Origin of the sequence: Microbacterium sp. NPDC055988 (genome assembly GCF_042269505.1) — a bacterium.
Classification (GTDB): domain Bacteria; phylum Actinomycetota; class Actinomycetes; order Actinomycetales; family Microbacteriaceae; genus Microbacterium.
Window position 1 is genome coordinate 1,647,548 of sequence record NZ_JBHJXY010000001.1, and the last position, 20,976, is coordinate 1,668,523.

The following is a 20,976-nucleotide window of genomic DNA, read 5'->3' on the forward strand; positions in this document are numbered from 1 at the left end:
GTCGAGCGTTCCCTTCGCCTCCGTCGAGTGCACGGGTTCGCGCCGAGTGCACGGGCAGTTCACGTGAACAGGCCGTGCACTCGGCAGCATCCCGTGCACCGGAGGCGACGGGGATGATGGCGCGGGGATCCCGGGGCGGATGCCGGGACGGTGGGGAAACGGGACGGACTACTCGCGGGCGCGGGCGCGGGCGGGGGTGGGGTGTCGACGGATGGTCGCGCTGACGAGGGCGGCGACCGCGCAGAGGCCCGCGGCGGCGAACCACGCGAACGTGTACTGACCGGTGTGGTCACGCACGAGCCCGGCGAGCACGGAGGCGATGCCCGCGCCGATCTGGTGCGCCGCGAACACCCAGCCGAACACGAGCGGTCCCTTGTCGCCGAAGACCTCACGGCACAGTGCGATGGTCGGCGGCACGGTGGCGACCCAGTCGAGCCCGTAGATGACGATGAACACGATGATGCTCGGCTGCACCTCGGCCGAGAGCAGGCTCGGCAGGAACAGCAGGCTCACCCCGCGCAGCGCATAGTACGCGGCGAGGAGGATGCGCGGGTTCACGCGGTCTGTCAGCCAGCCCGAGAACACGGTACCGACGATGTCGAAGACGCCGACCACCGCGAGGAGACCTGCCGCGGTCGTGGTCGCCATCCCGTGGTCGTGCGCGCTGGGGATGAAGTGCGTGCCGATGAGTCCGTTGGTGGTGGCCCCGCAGATCGCGAAGCCGATCGCCAGCGCCCAGAATGTCCGGGTGCGCGCCGCCTCGCGCAGAGTGGTGAGGGCGAGCTTCGCGGCTCCCCACGCCGTTCCGCGGCGAACCGGCGCCGGCGCCACGGTGGGAGTGGTCTCCCCATAGCGGGCGACACCGAGGTCGATCGGGCGGTTGCGCAGGAAGATCCAGACCAGAGGCATGACCGCGAGGGCACCACCCGCGATGATGAGCGAGGCCCCGCGCCATCCGACGTCTTCGGCCGCCGCCGCGATCACGGGCAGGAAGATGAGCTGTCCGGTCGCACTGCCCGCCGTCAGCACGCCGGAGACCAGTCCGCGCCGAGTGGCGAACCAGGTGTCGGTGATGGTCGCGGCGAACACCAGCGCCATGGATCCGGTGCCGAGCCCGATCAACACACCCCAGGTCAGGATGAGCTGTCCGGGTGTGGCGACGAACACGCTGAGTGCCGCGCCCGCCCCGATCACGAAGAGTGCGACGACCGTGACGGCGCGGATGCCGAAGCGCTGCATGAGCGCAGCGGCGAACGGGGCGATGAGGCCGTAGAGCAGCAGGTTGATCGAGACCGCCAGCGACAGCTCGGCCGTGCTCCACCCGAACTCCTCTTCGAGCGGCACCATGAGCACGCCGGGGGCTGCGCGGAATCCGGCGGCTCCGATGAGGGCGATGAGGGCGACGAGGGCCACGGTCCACGCCGGGTGGAAGCGGCGCTGACGCGCGCGGACGGGCTCGGCGGTCGGCTCGGCGGTCGGCTCGTCCACTGATTCGGCGGTCATGCCGCGCGCCCGGCGTGGAGCGCGAAGGGCTCCCCGCCCATGCTGCGTCGTGCCCAGCGGGTGCTGTCGGCGTCGAGCGGCGCCGCACAGGTAACGCACCAGTCCACCGACTCCGAGACGTCGCCGCACCGGCTGCAGCTGACCGTCAGGCCCCAGGACCCCTCCGGGTCGGTGATGCGGGAGAAACGTGCGTAGGCGTGCAGGATCGGGAGCGTCTGATACCCCGCCTCCGTCAGCCGGTAGCCGCTGCGGGCGTCGTCGGATTCTTCGCGCGCGACGAGGTCGGCCTCGCCCATCGCGGTCAGCCGCCGGGAGAGCACCGAGTCGGCCGCGCCGGTCGCCTCGCGTAGCTGCTCGAAGCGCGTGCGACCCGAGAAGAGCTCGCGCAGGATGAGCAGCACCCACGGGTCGGCGAGCACATCGGCGGAGTGAGCGATCGGGCAGGTCGAGGACGACCAGTCGGAGCGGAGCGGCATCCACCTACTTTCTTGAAGAAAGCCAGCCGCGTCAACCGCGAACTCGACGTTGGCAGGATTCGCGTCGGGATTCGTCCGGAATCGCGCGCCAGCGCTGCCGTGCGCGCCGGATGCTGCCGAGTGCACGGGATGCTGTCGAGCTCACGGGGTGTTCGCGTCGATAGGCCGTGCGCTCGGCGCGAAGCCGTGCGCTCGGCGAGGTGGTCGGTGGCGGAGACTAGTTTGCGACGCGGGCGGCGATGTCGGTGCGGTAGTGCGAACCGTCGAGGCGGATGCGTGCGATCGCGTCGTATGCGCGGTCGCGCGCGGTGCGGAAGTCGGAGGCCACAGCCACCACGTTCAGCACGCGTCCGCCCGTCGCGATCAGCGATCCGCCGGGAGCATCCGGGCTCGCGGTCGCGGCGTGCACGAGGCGGACGCCCTCGACGGCCGCGGCCTCTGCGAGACCCTCGATCGGGCGCCCGGTCTGCGGTGCCTCGGGGTAGCCCTCGCTGGCCAGCACGACCGTGATCGCCACGTCGTCGCTGAACTCGGGCTCCGGCTGGTCCTCGAGGGTGCCGGATGCCGCGGCGAACAGCAGCTGCGACAGCGGGGTGACCAGGCGGGGCAGCACGATCTGCGTCTCGGGGTCGCCGAAGCGCGCGTTGAACTCGATCACGCGAACGCCCGCCGGGGTGAGGATCAGGCCCGCGTAGAGAAGCCCGATGAACGGGGTGCCCTCCGCGTCGAGCTGGCGCACCACGGGGAGAGCCACGTCGCGCGTGACCTCTTCGACGAAGGCCCGCTCGCTGCCGAACTGCTCGGCGAGCCAGGGCAGCGGCGAGTAGGCGCCCATGCCACCTGTGTTGGGGCCGGCGTCGCCGTCGAGTGCGCGCTTGAAGTCCTGGGCGGGGCTGAGCGCGCGCACGGTGTCGCCGTCGCTCAGGAAGAACAGGGAGACCTCGGGGCCCGAGAGGAACTCCTCGATCAGCACCGGACCGGCGGGGAGGTACTGCTGGGCGTGGGCGAGGGCCTCGGCGCGATCGGACGTGACGATGACGCCCTTTCCGGCTGCGAGGCCGTCGGCCTTGACCACGTACGGTGCGCCGAGATCGTCGAATGCGGCCTCGACCTCGCTCGTGCTGGCGGCGCGGACAGCGCGCCCGGTCGGTACTCCGGCGGCATCCATCACCCGCTTCGCGAACGACTTCGAGCCCTCGAGCTGTGCCGCGGCCTTGCCCGGTCCGAACACCGGGATACCGCGGACGCGCAGGGCGTCGGCCACTCCGGCGACGAGGGGGGCTTCGGGTCCGACGACGACCAGATCGATCGCGTGCTCGTGGGCGAAAGCGGTGACCGCTCCGCCGTCGAGAGGATCGACCGAGACGGGGGTCGCATCCTGCGCGATGCCGGCGTTGCCGGGAGAGACGAAGATCTCGTGCTCCGTCTGCTCGGCCCGCAGGGCGAGGATGATCGCGTGCTCACGGGCACCGGAACCGAGGACGAGAATCTTCACCCGTCCAGACTACCGAGGCTCGCGCTCCGGGTTTCGGCGTCGCGGGCAGAACCCGGCTCCTCAGATGGCTCAGACCTCGACGGTCCGTTCCACCGATGAGTCCCACGGAACGGTCCAGCCCGCCGCGTCGAACAGCGCATCGAGCACCATCGCGGTGAAGCCCCACACGATGGTCCCGTCGACGTCGAAGGCTGGTCCGCGGAAGGTGCGGCCCATCCGCGTGAGTGTCGAGGTGAACCGGGTCGCGGGGTCGAGCAGCTGCGCGACCGGAACCCGGAACACCTCGACCGTCTCGGCATGGTCGACGGCCACGACCCTCGACGGAGACTGCCACCAGGCGAGCACCGGTGTGACGAGGTGGTTGCTCGCGGCGAGGGGGATCACGGGCAGCGTCGCCAGGATCTCGACTCCGGTCGGATCGAGCCCGGTCTCCTCCTCGGCCTCGCGCAGCGCCGTGGCGACCAGATCGGCATCGTCGGCCTCGACTCGACCGCCGGGGAACGAGACCTGTCCCGGGTGGGAGGAGAGGGTGGGCGCTCGCCGTTGCAGCAGCACGTCGAGGTCGCGGGCGACGGCGGCGTCGGTCGTGGGGGCGGGAGTGCGGTCCAGCACCCCGAACAGGATGAGCACCGCGGCATCGTGCGCGTTGTGCGGGTCGGCGAGGGGCGGGATCCGGACGCCCCAGGAGTGGTCGGCGACAGCGGCGAGCAGCTCGGCGCGGGCGCCCTGCGGATGCATGCTCATGCGTCCGAGCTTAGGACGCGTCGGGAGCGCGTGGCCGGTTCTAGGCTGGGGGAATGGCCAGGAAGATCGACATCATCGACGGGCGATCAGCGCTGGATGCCGTACGCGCCGCGGACGCCTCCGGCACGAAGCCGCAGCGGACCGACCTCGCCACCGCCGTGCGCTACCTGCTACAGCTGCTCGACGAGAAGGCGCCGGGCAACAGCGTCGAAGTCCGGGTGCCCCCGTTCGGCGCGGTGCAGGTGATCCAGGGCCCTCGCCACACACGCGGAACCCCGCCGAACGTCGTCGAGATGGATGCCGCGACGTGGATCGCCGTGGCCACCGGCATAGAGCCTTGGGCGGATGCCGCAACGGCGGGCCGCATCCACGCCTCGGGCACGCGCGCGGATCTGAGCGACGTGCTTCCGGTTCGGCCGTAGCCGCCACTCAGCGCCGCGCGACCACCAGCGGAACTCCCGTCGCGGGGTGCGGGAACACGTCGACCGCCTGGCCGTAGACCTGCTCGATCCGTTCGGCCGTGAGCACCTCGGCTGCCGGGCCCGTCGCCGCGACCCGGCCGTCGGAGAGCAGCGTGACCCGGTCGGCATGCGCGAGCGCGGCGTTGAGGTCGTGCAGCACGATGGCCACCGCGACACCGTCATCCGCGCGCCCGCGGATGAGCCGCATGACGTCTTCGTGATGCTTGAGGTCGAGGGCGGCGGTCGGTTCGTCCAACAGCAGGATGCCGGTGCTCTGGGCGATCACGCGCGCGAGGGCGACGCGAGCGCGCTCGCCCCCGGAGAGCGAGGGCACCGCGCGGGCTTTGAGGGCTGTCACCTCCGTCTGCGCCATGGCCGCCGACACCAGCTCGTCGTCTTCGTCGGCCGCGGGCGTGCGTGCCCACGGCGTCCGCCCCATGCGCACGACCTGCTCGGCGCTGAACGGGAAGGTGACCGTGTTCTCCTGCAGCAGCACGGCCCGCTCCCGAGCGAGGAGGCGGGGCTTCACGCGCTCGATGGGCTGACCGTCGATCTCGACCGTGCCCGCCTGCGCGCCGACATCGCCGGCGAGCACCCCGAACAGGGTGGATTTGCCGGCGCCGTTCGGGCCGACCAAGGCATGGATCTCCCCGGCGTGGATCTCGATCGAGGCATCGTCGAGGATCGTGCGGCCCTCGCCGACGCGCACCGTGAGCCCCGCCCCGCGGAGCCGCACGGTCACGCCCATCCTCCCGAGCGACGGCGCGTGCGCACGAGCAGCCAGAGGAAGAACGGGCCGCCCACGAGCGAGGTGATCATGCCGATCGGCAGGTCGGCGAGCGGCACGGCCGTGCGCGCGACGAGGTCGGCGACGGCGATCAGCAGCGCACCGCCGAGAGCCGAAGCGATCACCAGCGGCAGGTGCGCCGGGCCGATCAGCATGCGCATCAGGTGCGGCACGACGAGCCCGGCGAAGCCGATGATCCCGGCGAACGCGACCGCCGCGCACACCAGCAGAGCGACCGTCACGATGACCACGACTCGCAGCAGCTCGACGTTGACGCCGAGGTGCCGTGCGGTGCGCTCACCGAGGGCGAAGAGATCGAGGCTCGGAGCGACGATCAGGGCGACGACCACGCCGATCAGGACCAGCGGTGCGACCAGCTGGATGTTCGACCACAGGGCGCCGTTCAGCGACCCCAGCTGCCAGAACACGATCTGCTCGCGGGTCGACGTGGTGCCGAGGAAGGTGAAGAACGCCATTCCCGCGCCGGCGATGGCGTTGATCGCGATGCCGGTGAGCAGCAGGGTCACGACCTCGGTGCGGCCCCCGGAGCGACTGATGAAGTACACCGAGAACACCGCGATCAGGCCGCCGAGGAACGCGAACGCAGGTGTGGTCCACATGCCGAAGGTGGCCAGGCCGAACGTGATGCTCGCCGCCGCACCGAGCGCCGCGCCCGAGGAGACGCCGACGACACCGGCATCCGCGAGCGGGTTGCCGAAGATCGCCTGCATGAGCACACCCGAGACCGCGAGCGCGGCGCCGACCAGGAGCCCGAGCACGATGCGCGGCATCCGCAGGTTGAAGATGACGCCGTAGTCGGTGGATGCCGCGGGCGCCCAGGCGGTGTCGATGCCGATGCCGCGCAGCAGCACGCCCACCAGCGAGGTGGGGGACAGGTCGTACTGCCCGCTCGTGATCGAGACGACGCAGGTGATCGCGAGCGCGACGATCAGGCCGGTCGTCACCAGGGCGAAGCGCAGCCCCCGGTGCCTGGTCGGCGTGGGCGTGACGACCTCCCCGGTCACGTCGCCGGCTCGGGGGCGTACAGGGCACGGGCCAGCGCGCCGATCACACCGGCGGTGCGCGGACCGAAGCTGAGGATCTCGCTGTCGGCCATGTCGATCACGCGACGGTTCGCTCCGGCGGGCGTCTCGGCGACGGCGGGGATCCGCTCGATGAGACCGTCGATGCCGCCGACCGACTCGAGTCCGTCGGTCATCATCACCAGCACGTCGGGCTGCGCGGCGACGAGGGCCTCCGCGGTCATGGGCTTCATGCCCTCCCAGCCGATCTCGGCCGCGACGTCGACCCCGCCGACCGCGTCGATGAGGGAGTCGGCGCCGGAGTCCTCGCCGAAGATGTAGTAGACGTTGGCGCTGCCGCGCACGTAGAGGAAGAGCATCCGCGCGCGATCGGCCTCGTCAGCGGGCACGATGTCGGCGATCTCGGCGAGCGTCTCATCGACCGAGGCGTCGAGCCGCGCGATGAGCGCCTCGCCCCGGCTGGGCACCCCGAGGGCCGTGGCGATCTCGGTGACCAGCTCATCGGTGGTGTCGAGCCGCCGGTCGCTGGAGATCACCACGACCGCGATGCCCGCGTCGCGCAGCTGCTGACGGACCTCCTTCGGACCGATCGTGGTGTCGGTGAGGACGACGGTCGGCGCGAGTTCGAGGATCGCCTCGGCGTTCAGCGTGTGACCGGTCTTCGTGACGACCGGGAGGTCTTCCGTTCCGGCGAAGACGGTGGACGCGTCGCGCCCGACGACCTGATCGCCGAGTCCGAGGGCGAACACGGTGGAGGCGATCGTGCCCGAGATATCGATCGGGAGGATGCGGTCGACGTCGGTGATCTCGATCTCGCGGCCTTCGCTGTCGGTCACCGTGACCGGGAGCGTCGGCGCGGTGTCGTCGTCGACGGCCTCGATCGCGCGGCTGGAGAGGCACGCGGTGGAAGGGCCCTCATGCCCGCGGACGTCGTCAATCAGATCGAGCGAGGCGAGGGGAGTGGATGCCTGCGGGCAGGTGTCTTCTGCGGCGGCGGGTGGTGCGGCGGTCGCTCCGGGCTCGGCGCACGCGGTGAGACCCATGGCGAGAGCGGCGACGAAGAAGACGGCAAAGACGCGACGCATTAGGCAAGGCTATCCTAAAACTTGACGCGCGCTGATTCGCACCTCTACGCTCAGGAACGGCGGCTTGCTTAGCCAAGCCTAACCAACATCCGACCCTTCGCCCGACTGCATTGCGGCACCGCCGGCGCGCGTGCTCTTCTGCGTGCCCGGAGCCGTGGAGAAACGTGAACGCCACAGCCACAGCATCCTCAGGGAGCACCCGCATACGCGTGCTGCTCGCCGCTTTCGTCTCCTTCCTCCTCGTCGCCGCCGGTGTGGTGATCGTCCCGCCCGCGCATGCCGCCGGAGCCGCGGTCACAGCGACGGTCGCCTCCGCGACCACCTCCGGCGTGAGCGCGCAGGTGCAGGTGAGCGGCCTGCCGGAGGTCGAAGGCGCATACGCGGCCCTCATCGTGAAGGGCACCGAGGCCGGCCTCAGCGGGAGTGGCGGATACGCGGCGTTCGTGATGCCGACGGTCGCCGGAGGGGCGAGCACGTTCACGCTCGATGCGCCCGCCGGCTCGCTCGATCGGACGAAGTCCTACGAGGTGCTCGTGTGGCAGAAGCACTCGAACCCGAACGAGACGACGATCTACGGCCGCGGCGACGTCGCGATCTCGGCGGGGCAGTGGGACGCCGTGTTCGGTCCCGTGCCCACCGACCCGGGCACCGATCCGGGGACCGACCCTGGCACGGATCCCGGCACCGATCCCGGGACCGACCCTGGCACGGATCCCGGCACCGATCCCGGGACCGACCCTGGCACGGATCCCGGCACCGACCCCGGCACGGACCCGGGTACGGATCCCGGCACCGACCCGGGCACCGACCCCGGCACAGACCCGGGCGAGACGCCGTTCTCCCCGGCGATCGAGGTCTTCCTGGCCGACGGCACGACCCCCGCGACGGGCAAGGCGCTCAAGGCCGGCGACGAGATCGTCGTGAAGGGCTCGGGCTACGACCCCGCGGCCAACGTCGGAGGCCGCGGCGCTCCGATCCCGAAGGATCTGCCGCAGGGCACGTATGTGGTGTTCGGCAACTTCGCCTCGGCATGGCAGCCGTCCTCCGGTGCGGCGTCGTCGACCCGCTCGGTCGGAGCGCAGGTCTGGGCGCTGTCCGAGGGAGTGCTGAACCAGGTTCCGCAGCAGTATCAGGGTGCGATCCGCGCGCAGTGGGTCGACATCGCAGCCGACGGCACGTTCCGGGCGACCCTGACGTTGAAGGACGCGGCGGCGACCCCCGGCTCCTACGGCGTGTACACCTACGGCGCGGGCGGAGTGTCCAACGCCGCCCAGGAGAAGAGCGTCGCCCTCGACTACACCGAGAACGCTGTCGCCTCCGCGAGCGTGAAGGCCGCGACCGCGAAGGAAGGGCTGACCGTCACCGCATCCGGTTCGAAGCTGGGCACGATCACCGGCGCGTACGCCGCACTGATCGAGACGGGCACCGAGTCGGCGGTCACCTCGGGCGGCGGGTTCCTCGCGATGCAGTACGTGCGCGGGATCGAGGGCGGCGCGTTCACCGTCGAGCTCACCGCCCCGGCCGACAAGCTCGACCGCACGAAGTCGTACGAGGTGATCGTATGGAAGCAGCACACGATGCCGAACGCCGACACCATCTATGCTCGCGGCGCCGTCGCGATCAGTGACGCCGAGTGGGATGCGCTCGTCGCTCCGACGTTCGCTCCCTCGATCGAGGTCTTCCTCGCCGACGGCACCACCCCGGCCGGAGGCTCCGCACTCGCGGCGGGCGACAAGATCGTCGTCAAGGGCTCCGGCTACGACCCGGCGGCCAACGTCGGGGGCCGCGGCGTTCCGATCCCGAAGGATCTGCCGCAGGGCACGTATGTGGTGTTCGGCAACTTCGCCTCGGCGTGGCAGCCGTCCTCCGGTGCGGCGTCGTCGACCCGCTCGGTCGGGGCACAGGTCTGGGCGCTGTCCGAGGGAGTGCTGAACCAGGTTCCGCAGCAGTATCAGGGTGCGATCCGCGCGCAGTGGGTCGACATCGCCGCTGACGGCACGTTCCGGGCGACCCTGACGTTGAAGGACGCGGCGGCGACCCCCGGCTCCTACGGCGTGTACACCTACGGTGCCGGCGGAGTGTCCAACGCCGCGCAGGAGCAGAGCATCGCACTGAACTACGGCGACGCCGCGGGCCTCACCGCCACGGTGAAGGCGGCGACGGCGAAGGACGGCCTGACCGTCACGGCCGCGGCCACGAAGCTCGGTGCGATCCCCGGCGCGTATGTCGCACTGATCGAGAAAGGCAGCGAGGCGGATGTCACGGCCTCCGACGGCTTCCTCGCGATGCAGTACGTGCGCGGGATCGAGGGCGGCGCCTTCTCCGTCGACCTGACGGCTGCCGCCGACAAGCTCGACCGCACGAAGTCCTACGAGGTCATCGTGTGGAAGCAGCACACGATGCCGAACGCCGATACCATCTACGCCCGTGCGACCGTGCCGGTCAGCGACGAGCAGTGGAACGCGATCCTCCCGGAGGGCCCCGCACTCGGCGCGACCGTGAAGACGGCGACGGCGAAGGACGGGCTGACCGTGACGGCCGCGGCCACGAAGCTCGGGTCGATCCCGGGCGCATACGTCGCACTGATCGAGAAGGGCACGGAGGCGGATGTCACGGCCTCCGGAGGCTTCCTCGCCATGCAGTACGTGCAGAGCATCACGTTCGGCTCGTTCGCGGTCGATCTCACGACGGCGGCGAAGAACCTCGATCGCACGAAGTCGTACGAGGTGATCGCGTGGAAGCAGCACTCCATGCCCACCGCCGACACGATCTATGCGCGCTCGACGGTTACGATCACGGACGCCCAGTGGCGCGCGCTGTTCGGTGAGAAGCCCACCGACCCGAAGCCGCCGACGACGCCGACGACCCCGCCGGCGAGCGTTCCCGGCGGGTCACTCCGCTGGGCGATCTCCTCGGACTTCGCCCGCTACGTCACCGGTGGCATCGCCCAGGGGGCCATCTCGGTCTCCGACGGTGCGACGCGCTCGGGCAGCCAGTTCCAGTTCGGTCAGACCGTCGGGGGCGACTTCGACGTGAAGACCGGGCTCGGCAGCGTCGTCTACCGCGGATCGGTGCGCTTCACGGGCCACCACGGGGTGCTCGACGTCACCGTGTCGAACCCGCAGATCCGCATCACCTCGGCGGGAGCGGCGACACTTTCCGTGACCAGCGGCGGTGCGCAGGTGCCGTTCGCGACGCTCGACCTCTCGCGGGCGGCGCGCATCTCGGCGAACGGTGCCGTCACCTACACCGCAGCACCGGCGTCGTTGACGGCCGCCGGACGCGATCGGGTGCTGGCGGGGTACTCGACCGACCTCAACCCGGTCACGTTCACGATCGGCTCCGTCGCGGCGGCGCCCGCGGGGAACACGGGCACCGTGGCTGCGGCCGCCGTGAAGGCGAAGACGACCCTGCCCGCGGCCCCGCCGGCATCGGACGGCATCGACGTCGACGCGGAGAACCTCGCCGCGCTCGAGTCCGGGCAGCCGGCCACCATCACCGCATCCGGTTTCCAGCCGAACGAAGAGGGCATCAAGGTCGTCGTGTACTCGACCCCCGTGCTCCTCGACTCCGTGACGGCGGATGCCGCGGGCGTCGCGACCTGGTCGGGCACGCTGCCCGCCAGCCTCGAAGACGGCGCGCACACGCTCACCCTGCAGGGCTCGGTCGACCGCGGTCTGTCGTTCACGCTCACCCGCGCGAAGACCGTGATCGGCGCGTGCACGGTCGAGGGCGCCACGCTCCAGTGGGGGTACAAGGAGTCGTTCCGCACCTACATCGAGGGCATCGCGAAGGGCGGCTGGACGCTGACCGACGTCGAGTACCGCTACCCGGACTACGTCTGGGAGAGCGGCACCGGCTCGTTCGATGACGAGACCCTCTCCGGTGTCATCACCTACGGAGGCAGCATCACGTTCACCGGCCACGACGGCGCGCTGAACACGACGCTGGGGAACGCCCGACTCGAGCTCGCCGGCGACAACGGCTACCTCGTCTTCGACGTGAGCGGCACCACGCAGGACGGCGCGAGCGTCGACCAGAAGGCCGTCCGCCTCGCGGAGTTCGCCCTCGGTGATGCCGCAGTCGTCGACGGGAAGCTCTCGCTCGACGCGATCCCGACGGCACTCACCGAGGCGGGGGCTGCCGCTTTCGGCACCTACGCCGCGGGCGAGGCGCTCGACCCGGTGACCGCGGTCGTCCCGGTCGACGCGGAGTGCGGCGTCGCGGTGGAGGAAGAGGCCGAGGTCGACTCCGAAGCCACCACCGCCGTCAACGCGGTGACCGAGCCGGCAGACGAAGAGGGCGCCCCGGTGTGGCCGTGGATCGTCGGCGGCCTGGTGGTCGTGGCGCTCGCCGCGACCGGCGGTGTGCTGATCGCCCGTCGCAACCGCAAGTCCGAGACCGCGGAGACGACGACCGAGGTCTGAATCGAGAACCCGGTACGGATGTCGGGAGAAAGTACGGATGCAGGGAGCGGTGGGCCTGATTGGTCCGGCATCCGTACTTTCGCCCGACAAGTGCACGACCTCGCGGACGCCACCCCGGGTTCCCGGCATCGGCCGACGGTGGGACAATGGAGGTATGGCCCCCACCGATACCCACCAGACCGTCGAAGCGACCGTGCGCCGTGTGCCGCGGTACGGCGTGCTCATGGGCATCGGCGTGGTGCTCGGCATCATCGCCGCCGGCATCCTCACCTGGACCGGCAGCTTCGACGAGTCGCAGGCTCTCGACATCGTCTACCCGCCGGGCCAGGTCTTCGGCTTCCTGCTGCTGTGGACGGTGCCGATCGGCATCGCCCTGGGGGGCGTCGCGGGGCTCGTCATGGAGCGCATCGCCCGCCGTCATGACCGCGTCGTGCAGGTCGACCGCGAAACCGTCGTCGAGGACTGAGCTCCCTCCGCACCTGCTTTCGCGCCGAGTGCACGGCTTGTTGCCGAGCGCACGGCTTTCGCGCGCGCGTTTCCCGTGCACTCGCGAGCAACCCGTGCACTCGGCGCCCCATCGGCGCCCTCGCGGAGCGCTACGCCAGCTCGGCGATCACCGGGCGGATGGCGGTGTCGAACGCCACGACGTCGCGGCGCAGCCCGTCGGTCACCGCGACCGTGAGGTCTCCGATCCACCAGATGCCGCGCTGCGAGAACGGCAGCACCTGCACGTTCAGCTCGAACGAGTGCGCGCGACGGCCGACCTCGCGCTCGAACTCCGCGATCGCGCTGGCATAGGCGCGGTAGGCGTCGCCTCCGGTGTGGCTCTTCATCGAACTCACATACCGATCGTGCGCGGCGTGCGCATAGAGGAGAGCGGATGTCGCCTGCGGGGCGATCGCGGCGGCGAGCTCTTCCGCACCCGTGGCGGGCAGGGCCACGAGGGTCTCGAAACCGTCGATGAGCTCGAGCGGCACATCCGAGGGGTGCGCGCGCGGCTCGACCGTCATGTCCCAGTAGTTCCGCCACTGCTGTTCGACGGCCGAGGAGGCATCCGTGGCATCCGGCGCGCGCACGGCGAGGTCGCGAAGGGCGGGAAGGTCCTCCGGTGCGCGGATCCCGAGTCGCTGACGCAGCGCGAGCGCGACGAGCACCGGAACGCTCGCGTCTTCGCGGATGAGCCACTGCGGCTTGTCGGCCATGGCCCCATCGTAGGCGGCGAGGGGGTCCGGATCCGAGGTGCGACTTCGCGGAGAGTCGGACCGGCTGCGGGCGGTAGGCTGGAGGGGTGGCTGCCTCCCCCACCAATCCCTATTCCGAAGCCGGCGTCGACACCGCTGCAGGTGATCTCGCCGTCGAGCTGATGAAGTCTTCCGTGCGCGCGACGCACGGCCCCGAAGTGCTCGGCGGTGTCGGCGGATTCGCCGGCCTGTTCGATGCCAGTGCGCTGCGCGACTTCCGTCGCCCGCTGCTCGCGACCAGCACCGACGGCGTCGGCACGAAGGTCGCGATCGCGCAGGCGATCGACAAGCACGACACGATCGGCCAGGACCTGGTCGGCATGGTCGTCGACGACATCGTCGTAGTGGGAGCGAAGCCTCTCTTCATGACCGACTACATCGCGTGCGGAAAGGTCGTTCCCGAGCGCATCGCCGACATCGTCCGCGGCATCGCCGAGGCGTGCGCGGCCACGGGTACCGCGCTGGTCGGCGGCGAGACCGCGGAGCACCCCGGACTCCTCGGCCCGCGCGACTACGACGTCGCGGGCGCGGCCACCGGAGTGGTCGAGGCGGATGCCATCCTCGGCGCGGATCGAGTGCGCGACGGCGATGCCGTGATCGCGGTGGCCTCCAGCGGACTGCACTCCAACGGCTACTCGCTCGTCCGCCACATCGTGACCCGTGCCGGCATCGGCTACGGCGACAACGCCGCCGACTTCGGCACCACCTGGGGCGAGGCACTCCTCGAGCCGACCCGCCTCTACACCCTTCCCCTGCTGCGTCTCATCGAGCAGCTCGGCGGCGGGGTCCACGCGCTCAGCCACGTCACCGGCGGCGGCATCGCGGCGAACCTCGCGCGCGTGCTCCCGCAGGGCAGCTGGGCCGAGGTCGACCGCAGCAGCTGGTCGCCGAGCCCCGTCTTCCGGGTGCTCAGCGATATCGCCGGCTCCACGCTGGAGTCCGCGGAGGGCACCTGGAACCTCGGCATCGGCTTCCTCGGCGTGGTGGCCGCAGACAAGAAGGATGCCGCGATCGCGGCGCTGAACGCTGAGGGCATGCCCTCGTGGCAGGTCGGGACCGTCGGCTTCGGCGCGCGTCCGGCCGGCGAATTCGAACAGGGCGCCAAGGGCGTCGACGGTGGAGCAGTGCGCCTGGTCGGCGCCTACGCGGACGGAGCGAAGTAAGAGCCCATGTGCGGCATCGTCGGAATGGTGGGCTCTGCCCCGGTCAATCAGGACATCTACGACGCACTCCTGCTGCTGCAGCACCGCGGCCAGGATGCGACGGGCATCGCCACCGCCGAGGCGAACGGCGTGATGCACAACGCCAAGGCGCAGGGCATGGTCCGCGAGGCGTTTCGCACTCGTGACATGCGCGCGCTGCTCGGCAACGTCGGCCTCGGTCACGTGCGCTACGCGACCAAGGGCACGGCCTCGAACGAAGAGGAGATGCAGCCGTTCTACGTGAACGCGCCGTACGGCATCATCCTCATCCACAACGGCAACCTCACCAACACGCGTGAGCTCACCGCCGACATGGCAAAGCGCGATCGCCGTCACCTCAACTCGTCGAGCGACACCGAGCTGCTGCTCAACGTGCTCGCCGGTGAGCTGCAGAACACGACGTCGACCGTCGACCTCGACCCCGAACGGGTCTTCGAGGCCGTCGCCCGCACGCACGAGCGCATCGAGGGCGCCTACGCCGTGATCGCCGTGATCGCCGGCTACGGTCTGCTCGCGTTCCGCGACCCCTTCGGCATCCGTCCGCTGATCCTGGGTCGTCGTCCTTCGACCGTCCCCGGCGCGGAGGGCAAGGACGAGTGGGTCGTCGCCAGCGAGTCGCTCGTGCTCGAGAACGGCGACTACGAGGTGGTCCGCGAGGTCGAGCCCGGTGAGGCCGTCTTCATCACCAACGATGGCGAGCTGTTCTCCAAGCAGTGCGCCACGGCCGCGACGCTCGCGCCCTGCGCGTTCGAGTACGTCTACCTCGCCCGCCCCGACTCGGTCATGAACGGCATCTCCGTCTATGAGTCGCGCCTGCGCATGGGCGACCGTCTCGCCGACACCATCGCCAAGCACGTGCCGATGGACAAGATCGACGTCGTCATGCCGATCCCCGACTCCTCGCGCCCCGCGGCCATGGAGGTCGCCCGCAAGCTCGGCATCGAGTACCGCGAGGGCTTCTACAAGAACCGCTATGTCGGCCGCACCTTCATCATGCCGGGGCAGGCGGTGCGCAAGAAGAGCGTGCGCCAGAAGCTCAACGCCATGTCGACCGAGTTCCAGGGCAAGAACGTGCTGCTGATCGACGACTCGATCGTGCGCGGGACGACCTCGAAGGAGATCATCCAGATGGCGCGGGACGCCGGCGCCGCCTCGGTGACCTTCGCCTCTGCGGCGCCTCCCGTGCGGCATCCGCACGTCTACGGCATCAACATGCCGTCGCGTCACGAGCTCATCGCCCACGGGCGCACGATCCCCGAGATCGCCGCCGAGCTCGGCTGCGATCACCTGGTCTATCAGGAGGTCGAAGACCTCAAGGCCGCGATCATCGAGGGGTCGGTCCTCACCGATCTCGACATGAGCTGCTTCGACGGCCGGTATGTGACCGGCACGGTCTCGGATGAGTACCTCGCGTGGGTGGAGGGGTCACAGACCTCTTGATGTCCGGGTCCCTGAGCTCGTCGAAGGGCCGACCGCTGTGGCAGGGTCGGGCTCTCGCGCTCGTGGGGATCGTCCTGGTGGCGTTCTCGCTGCGCTCGGCGGTCGCCTCCCTGTCGCCGGTCATCGACCACGTCGCCGCGGACTTCCCGGTCTCGCCGGTGGTCGTCGGCCTGATCGGCGCCGCACCCCCGGTTTGCTTCGCGATCTTCGGCCTGCTCACCCCGCTGCTCGAGCGCCGATTCGGGCTGGAGCGGATGGCGGTCGCCGCGATCACCCTGATGGCGCTGGGCATGCTGCTGCGCGGGTTCGCGGTGGACTCGACGACCCTGCTCGCCGCGACCGTCGTGGTGTTCGCGGGTGTCGGCTCGGGCAACGTGCTGCTGCCGCCGCTGGTGAAGAAGTACTTCCCGGATCGGCTCGGGATCGTGATGACGATCTACTCGACCACGTTGGCGGTGTCGACGTTCCTGCCGCCGCTGGCGGCCGTCCCGGTCGCCGACACCCTCGGCTGGCGGGTGTCGCTGGGGATGTGGGGCATCGTCGCGGGGATCGCGCTCGTGCCGTGGGTGGCGCTGCTGCTCAAGAACGGCTCGCGCCGCGATGAGCCGATGAAGACGGAACTCCTCGTCCCCGATCCCACCGACGGAGTCGACGACTTCCGCGATGCCGTCGCGACCGCCACCGGACCGATCTCCAACGCCCCCGCGAACCGGCGGCACTTCGCTCGCCTGTGGCGGCTGCCTCTCGCGTGGGCGCTCGCGGTCGTCTTCGGCACCTCGTCGACCATGGCCTACGTCTCGTTCGCGTGGATGCCGACCATGCTGATCGACATCGGCGGTGTGACCCCGGCGACGGCCGGCTTCCTGCTCTCGCTGTTCGCGCTGATCGGTCTGCCCTGCTCGCTGCTGGTGCCGGTGCTCGTCGTCCGCTTCCAGGCCACGCGCCCGCTCTTCTTCGTCGCCGTCATCGGCGGTCTGGTCGGGCTCGCCGGGCTCCTGCTGTTCCCGACCGTCGCGCTGCCGCTGTGGGTGAGCATCTTCGGACTCACAGCCATCATGTTCCCGCTGAGCCTCGTGCTGCTGAGCATCCGCGCTCGCACGTCGGAGAGCGCGGTCGCACTGAGCGGTTTCGTGCAGAGCATCGGCTATGCGATCGCGGCGACCTTCCCGCTGCTGGTCGGTCTTCTCCACGAGACGACCCATGGCTGGCAGATCCCGTTGCTCGTGATCGCAGGTGTGCTGATCGTCGCGATCCCCGCGGGTATCGTCGCGGGCCGTCGGCGCACCGTCGAAGACGAGTGGGAGCGCCGGCACGGACGCTGGTGAGTTCGGAAGCTGGGATCTGACTCGCGGTCGCAGCGATCCAGCGGTCGTCGACCCGCCATCGGGGACGAGGTGGACTGGAACTACCTGCTCTGCCCCGAGCACTCGATGAGCAAGGAGTTGAATTCCCGGTTACTCGCCGCTTCCCTGACGGACTCGAATTCGTCTCGGGGAATAACTCCAAGAGCCAGGCTCTCACCTAAGGTCGATGACTCTTCGCCACCATTGCATGCGGCCACGATGGCCCAATCGTCTTTCTTGTCAGAGTCCTCGTAAGTCGGTTCGATGCCGAGGATCGGAAATGAGAGGTCGTAGATGAGCCAGGCGTAATCACGCTCTTCGGGCAGATCGGAGAGTGTCCTGCCCACCAGCCGGTCCGCCTCGTAAGGTTCGCCTGACTGGCACCCTGCCAAAGCCAAGAGTGAAACAAGAAAAGCGGCGACGATGGCCCTGGTGCCGAAGGGGTGGTTGCTCAAGACACGCCACATGCAATGTCCTTCGATCGGTGTGTTAAACCGACCGTAAGTGCCGCAACTGAATATGCCAATATTCTCTGAATGGACGTCGGTTGGAGCTGATGACCGCCCACATTCGTCTGCGCCCGCAGGTGCTCGAGAACGTCGATCTTCTGTCGCTGCCTGCTGCTGCGGACGCTGGTGAGGGGGATCTCCGGCGTCAGCGTGCCGAGCGCGGGGGTGCCGTGGACGAGCGCACGATGAGCTGCGGGTCGGTGGACGGCACCTCGCCGACCGCCTCGTGCCCCTCGATCTGGGCGATGACCCGGAGAGCGGCCGCGCGCCCCATCGCCTCGAACGGCTGGCGGACGGTCGTGAGCGCGGGAGAAGCGTAGGCGGCGAGGGCGATGTCGTCGACGCTCACCACCGAGACGTCGTCGGGCACGCTGCGGCCGGCCTCGTGCAGGGCCCGGATGAGACCGAACGCCATCTCGTCGCTGCTCACGAACACCGCGGTGACCTCGGGGATGGCCGCGATCGTGCGGCCGGCGCGGTAGCCCGATTCTGGGGTCCAGTCGGCGGGGATGACGGGCGGCGGCGCGATGCCGTGGTCGCGCAGCGTCTGCTCCCACGCTTCGCTGCGCTGCTGCGTCTCGGTCCAGTAGTCGTCGCCCGACACATGCCAGACGGTCGAGTGGCCGAGGTCGAGGAGGTGCTCCACGGCGAGACGGGCGATCGCGCGCTGGTCCACGGCGAGCGGCGCATCCTCGTCGAGGGAGGTGCGCTCGCTGCGGGTGGCCGGGGTGCGCTCGGTGCGGGCCCGCATCGCGGGGCTGTCGAGTTCGACCGGCACGCCGAGGATGATGCCTTCGGCGCCCTGACGTTCGAGTCGATCGAAGGCCTCCAGGAACGATTCGGCGGAAGCATGATCGGCGACCGCCGCCGTGGTCACCGTGTACCCGTTCGCCGCGGCCGCCTGCTGGATGCCGACGCCGAGGGCTGCAGACGAGTAGCGGTCGGTCGAGACCACGATCACGCCCAGCACGCGCGTGCGGCCCGAGGCGAGGGAGGCGGCGGCGGCGTGCACGCGATACCCGAGCTCTTCGACCGCGGCCATCACTCGCCGGGCGGTGTCGGGGCGCACGGTGTCCTGCCCGGACATGACGCGCGAGACGGTCTGCGTCGAGACGCCGGCCAGTCGGGCTACATCGACCTGGCTGGGCGCGCGGTCGTCTTTCGGGCGGCGTGGTGACATGTGACCAATGGTAGCGATCAATCGCCGGAATATCAGGAGGCGGTCGCCATGGTGATGCGATAATGTGAACGCAAACACTCGTGCTTGGAGCGCTATGCCTGACCTTCTCGCCTCGGCTCTCGACGGCTCTTCCGCTGCCGTCGACGCCCCGGAAGCCGCGCCGCGGATCGACGTGCCCACCCTGACCTGGCGGGACGGGGAGATCCTCCGCGAGGGCGTCTCGCATCGCATCCTCGCCGGTTCGATCCACTACTTCCGCGTGCATCCGGACCAGTGGGAAGACCGCCTCCGCCGCCTCGCTGCGATGGGCGCGAACACGGTCGACACCTACGTCGCCTGGAACTTCCACGAGCGTGTCGAAGGAGACATCCGCTTCGACGGCTGGCGCGACATCGAACGCTTCATCCGGCTCGCGGGCGAGGCGGGTCTGGATGTGTTCCTGCGGCCCAGCCCGTACATCTGCGCGGAGTGGTCCAACGGCGGCATCCCATTCTGGCTCTCGGGTCGCGTCGCGGCGCTGCGCACCAGCGATCCGGCGTTCCTCGCCGCGGTCGATGCCTGGTACGACGAGCTCATCCCGCGGCTCGTCCCGCTCCAGGCCTCGCAGGGCGGGCCGATCGTGGCCATCCAGGTCGAGAACGAGTACGGCTCGTTCGGCAGCGATGCGGGCTACCTCGCCCACCTCCGTGACGGGCTGCGCCGACGGGGGATGATCGAGATGCTCACGACGGCCGATGGCATCACCGGCGACATGATCGAGCACGGCAGCGTGCCGGGCGCGATGGCCACCTTCACCTTCGGCACCGGCGTCGCGAGGGCCGTGGAGCTGCGACGCGAGGGCGATGCGCTCATGTGCAGCGAGCTGTGGGGCGGCTGGTTCGACCACTGGGGCGAGCGGCACCACGTGCGCTCCGCCGCCAGCACCGGGGGCACGATCGGAGAGCTGCTCGCCGCCGGCGGATCCGTCAGCCTCTACATGGCGCATGGCGGCACGAACTTCGGTCTCTGGAACGGCGCGAACCACGACCGGGTGCTGCAGCCGACCGTGACGAGCTACGACTCGGATGCGCCGATCGGCGAAGACGGAACGCTCAACGAGAAGTTCCACGCGCTCCGGGCGATGTTCGCGCCGTTCCATGCGCGCGAACTCCCGCCCGTTCCCGCAGCCCCGCGGCGACAGGTCGCGTCGTCGGCCACGCTGCATCCCCGGGGGTCCCTGCTCGACCTCGTGGCGAGCCTGCCCGTGACCGGCCACGTCACCCCGCGCCCGCTCACGTTCGAAGAACTGGGTGCCGAAGACGGCCTCGTCGCCTATGAGGCCGAGGTGTCGTACCCCGCCGATGCGGCGCTCACGATCGACGGACTGCACGACCGCGCGGTGGTGTTCCTCGACCGTCGTCCCCTCGGGGTGCTGGAGCGCGACGGTGAGACGTCTCTCGCTCTGCCCGCCGCCGGCGGGGGCGGCCGACTCACGATCGTCGTCGAAAGCCTCGGCCGCATCAACTACGGCCCGTACACGGGCGAGGGCAAGGGGATCATGCGCGGCGTGATGATCGGCCGTCGCCTGGTGAACGGATGGACGCACCGCCTCGTCCCGCAGGACGCTCCGGACTCCGCCGCGTGGATGGATGCAGGAGTGCGGGGTGGCCTCGCCACGGATGCGGGAACCGAGGTCTCCGACGGCGTGGCCGCGGCATCCTTCGAGATCTCCGAGCCGCTCGATGCCTGGCTCGCCTTCCCCGGGGGGTCGAAGGGGATGGTCTGGCTCAACGGATTCCTCCTCGGCCGGTACTGGAAGGTGGGTCCGCAGGAGACGCTTTACGCACCGGCGCCCCTGTGGAGAGCCGGGCGGAACGACATCGTGGTGCTCGACACCGACGGTCTCGGCGCGATGGTCGAGATCCGCGAGGAGCCCTCCTTCGGCGAGACCGAGGAGTTCATCGGCTCCTGAGTCGCGCGCTCGTGCTCGTGCTCGTGCTCGTGCTCGCTCGCTCGCCGAGTGCACGGCTTGTTGCCGACTGCACGCCTTGTTCTCGTGTG

General features: G+C 70.0%; 17 protein-coding genes. 7 read left to right on the forward strand and 10 right to left on the reverse strand.

What is annotated here, in order from left to right; translation table 11 throughout:
- Positions 1 to 168: 168 nt before the first annotated feature.
- The 4 genes from ACFC14_RS08030 to ACFC14_RS08045 all read right to left on the reverse strand — a co-directional run bounded on the left by ACFC14_RS08030 (position 169) and on the right by ACFC14_RS08045 (position 4,218).
- Positions 169 to 1,503: an MFS transporter gene (locus ACFC14_RS08030; protein ID WP_376102729.1), complete on the reverse strand. Its 1,335-nt coding sequence runs from the start codon at positions 1,501 to 1,503 to the stop codon at positions 169 to 171.
- Positions 1,500 to 1,979 (reverse strand): winged helix-turn-helix transcriptional regulator, encoded by a 480-nt coding sequence (locus tag ACFC14_RS08035; RefSeq protein WP_376102732.1) that lies wholly within the window; start codon positions 1,977 to 1,979, stop codon positions 1,500 to 1,502. The genes ACFC14_RS08030 and ACFC14_RS08035 overlap by 4 nt, the downstream gene beginning before the upstream one ends.
- 217 nt (positions 1,980 to 2,196) lie before the next feature.
- Positions 2,197 to 3,474 (reverse strand): phosphoribosylamine--glycine ligase, encoded by a 1,278-nt coding sequence (purD, locus tag ACFC14_RS08040; RefSeq protein WP_376102735.1) that lies wholly within the window; start codon positions 3,472 to 3,474, stop codon positions 2,197 to 2,199.
- A gap of 69 nt (positions 3,475 to 3,543) precedes the next feature.
- Positions 3,544 to 4,218: an NUDIX hydrolase gene (locus ACFC14_RS08045; protein ID WP_376102738.1), complete on the reverse strand. Its 675-nt coding sequence runs from the start codon at positions 4,216 to 4,218 to the stop codon at positions 3,544 to 3,546.
- A 53-nt stretch (positions 4,219 to 4,271) separates the two neighbouring features.
- On the opposite strand from ACFC14_RS08045, the gene ACFC14_RS08050 reads away from it, so the two are divergent.
- Positions 4,272 to 4,640, forward strand: a complete 369-nt coding sequence (locus ACFC14_RS08050) for a sterol carrier family protein (RefSeq protein ID WP_376102741.1) — start codon at positions 4,272 to 4,274, stop codon at positions 4,638 to 4,640.
- Positions 4,641 to 4,647: 7 nt separating this feature from the next.
- Here the strand turns inward: ACFC14_RS08050 and ACFC14_RS08055 are convergent, their stop codons facing one another.
- The 3 genes from ACFC14_RS08055 to ACFC14_RS08065 are packed head-to-tail and all read right to left on the reverse strand — an operon-like array spanning position 4,648 to position 7,594.
- Positions 4,648 to 5,427 (reverse strand): heme ABC transporter ATP-binding protein, encoded by a 780-nt coding sequence (locus tag ACFC14_RS08055; protein ID WP_376102744.1) that lies wholly within the window; start codon positions 5,425 to 5,427, stop codon positions 4,648 to 4,650.
- The gene (locus ACFC14_RS08060; RefSeq protein ID WP_376102747.1) at positions 5,418 to 6,491 is read right to left on the reverse strand and encodes a FecCD family ABC transporter permease; all 1,074 of its coding nucleotides are present in this window, start codon (positions 6,489 to 6,491) and stop codon (positions 5,418 to 5,420) included. Before ACFC14_RS08060 ends, ACFC14_RS08055 begins: the two co-directional genes overlap by 10 nt.
- Positions 6,488 to 7,594, reverse strand: a complete 1,107-nt coding sequence (locus ACFC14_RS08065) for a hemin ABC transporter substrate-binding protein (protein ID WP_376102750.1) — start codon at positions 7,592 to 7,594, stop codon at positions 6,488 to 6,490. The genes ACFC14_RS08060 and ACFC14_RS08065 overlap by 4 nt, the downstream gene beginning before the upstream one ends.
- 164 nt (positions 7,595 to 7,758) lie before the next feature.
- Between ACFC14_RS08065 and ACFC14_RS08070 the strand changes: the two genes are divergently transcribed.
- Together ACFC14_RS08070 and ACFC14_RS08075 are read left to right on the forward strand one after the other, a co-directional pair.
- Complete coding sequence (locus tag ACFC14_RS08070; protein WP_376102753.1) at positions 7,759 to 12,021, forward strand: HtaA domain-containing protein; 4,263 nt, start codon at positions 7,759 to 7,761, stop codon at positions 12,019 to 12,021.
- A 154-nt stretch (positions 12,022 to 12,175) separates the two neighbouring features.
- A complete protein-coding gene (locus tag ACFC14_RS08075) occupies positions 12,176 to 12,487 on the forward strand; it encodes a potassium transporter Trk (protein WP_136041115.1) in 312 nt (103 codons plus the stop codon).
- 130 nt (positions 12,488 to 12,617) lie between these two features.
- Here ACFC14_RS08075 and ACFC14_RS08080 read toward each other — a convergent pair whose 3' ends face one another.
- Positions 12,618 to 13,223, reverse strand: coding sequence for a zinc-binding alcohol dehydrogenase (locus ACFC14_RS08080; RefSeq protein WP_376102756.1), 606 nt, complete (start codon positions 13,221 to 13,223; stop codon positions 12,618 to 12,620).
- Positions 13,224 to 13,309: 86 nt separating this feature from the next.
- Here ACFC14_RS08080 and purM point away from each other — a divergent pair, with 86 nt between their 5' ends.
- From purM to ACFC14_RS08095, 3 genes are read left to right on the forward strand one after another with little or no spacing between them, the layout of a single operon-like run.
- Positions 13,310 to 14,425 carry a phosphoribosylformylglycinamidine cyclo-ligase gene (gene purM / locus ACFC14_RS08085; protein WP_376102759.1) on the forward strand — a complete coding sequence of 372 codons (1,116 nt, stop codon included), beginning with the start codon at positions 13,310 to 13,312 and terminating at the stop codon, positions 14,423 to 14,425.
- Between the two features lie 6 nt (positions 14,426 to 14,431).
- The gene (gene purF / locus ACFC14_RS08090) at positions 14,432 to 15,904 is read left to right on the forward strand and encodes an amidophosphoribosyltransferase (RefSeq protein WP_136041112.1); all 1,473 of its coding nucleotides are present in this window, start codon (positions 14,432 to 14,434) and stop codon (positions 15,902 to 15,904) included.
- Positions 15,904 to 17,229: a CynX/NimT family MFS transporter gene (locus tag ACFC14_RS08095; protein ID WP_376102762.1), complete on the forward strand. Its 1,326-nt coding sequence runs from the start codon at positions 15,904 to 15,906 to the stop codon at positions 17,227 to 17,229. The genes purF and ACFC14_RS08095 overlap by 1 nt, the downstream gene beginning before the upstream one ends.
- 80 nt (positions 17,230 to 17,309) lie before the next feature.
- On the opposite strand, the gene ACFC14_RS08100 is transcribed toward ACFC14_RS08095, so the two are convergent.
- Together ACFC14_RS08100 and ACFC14_RS08105 are read right to left on the reverse strand one after the other, a co-directional pair.
- Positions 17,310 to 17,714: a hypothetical protein gene (locus ACFC14_RS08100; protein ID WP_376102765.1), complete on the reverse strand. Its 405-nt coding sequence runs from the start codon at positions 17,712 to 17,714 to the stop codon at positions 17,310 to 17,312.
- 187 nt (positions 17,715 to 17,901) lie between these two features.
- Positions 17,902 to 18,936: a LacI family DNA-binding transcriptional regulator gene (locus tag ACFC14_RS08105; RefSeq protein ID WP_376102767.1), complete on the reverse strand. Its 1,035-nt coding sequence runs from the start codon at positions 18,934 to 18,936 to the stop codon at positions 17,902 to 17,904.
- A gap of 94 nt (positions 18,937 to 19,030) precedes the next feature.
- On the opposite strand from ACFC14_RS08105, the gene ACFC14_RS08110 reads away from it, so the two are divergent.
- Entirely contained in the window at positions 19,031 to 20,887 is a 1,857-nt protein-coding gene (locus ACFC14_RS08110) for a beta-galactosidase family protein (RefSeq protein ID WP_376102769.1), read from the forward strand.
- Positions 20,888 to 20,976 lie beyond the last annotated feature (89 nt).